General features: G+C 63.1%; 1 protein-coding gene. It reads left to right on the top strand.

The genetic code is table 11. The features are described from left to right. Window positions 1-172: 172 nt before the first annotated feature. Window positions 173-686, top strand: a 514-nt coding sequence (locus tag EOA60_RS35865; RefSeq protein WP_206628450.1) for a lytic murein transglycosylase, incomplete at its 3' end; no start/stop codon positions are given.

Raw genomic sequence — 686 nt, 5'->3', positions numbered from 1 at the left:
CCTCAAGACACGCCACAATAAATCCTTGCGCCATAATTTATGCTTGATCGTGGGCAAATTCCCCGGCATTCGCCAGCTTCAAGCGCCGCGCAGCCCGCGCGGGCGGTGACAACCGGGCGCTTCACTGGCAGATTTGCAGCCGGGACGTGATTCAGGCAACCAGGAGAACGATATGGCATTTTTTGCCAAGGGAAGGATTTTCATGGCCGCCGTTGTGGCGGCTTTCGGGCTGGCGACAGGCGCGCAGGCCGCGGCCAGCTGCGGCAAGAACGGCGCCGGCTTCGACGCATGGAAACAGCAATTTGCCGCGGAAGCACAAGCCGAGGGCGTGGGCCAGAGGGGTCTGTCCGCGTTGGCCGGCGCGACTTACGCGACAAGGACGATCGCTGCCGACCGCGCGATCCACAAGGCTTTCAGCGGCTCGGTGGAAGCGTTCATGCAGCGTCGTGGCGGGGCCGCGATTATTTCCAAGGGCCGTGCGTTGAAGAAGCAGAACGCGGCGATGTTCGACAGGATCGAACAGACTTACGGCGTGCCGCCGGGCGTCCTGCTTGCGATCTGGGGCATGGAGACTGGCTTCGGCGCGTCGATGGGCAACCAGAACACGGTCTCCGCCATTCTGACGCTGGCCTATGATTGCCGCCGCCCGGACTATTTCACCCCCCATGCCATCGCCGCCCTGAAGC

The sequence above is a fragment of the Mesorhizobium sp. M1A.F.Ca.IN.020.06.1.1 genome, from assembly GCF_004023265.1.
Classification (GTDB): Bacteria; Pseudomonadota; Alphaproteobacteria; order Rhizobiales; family Rhizobiaceae; genus Mesorhizobium.
This window is presented reverse-complemented; position numbering and strand designations above follow the sequence as displayed.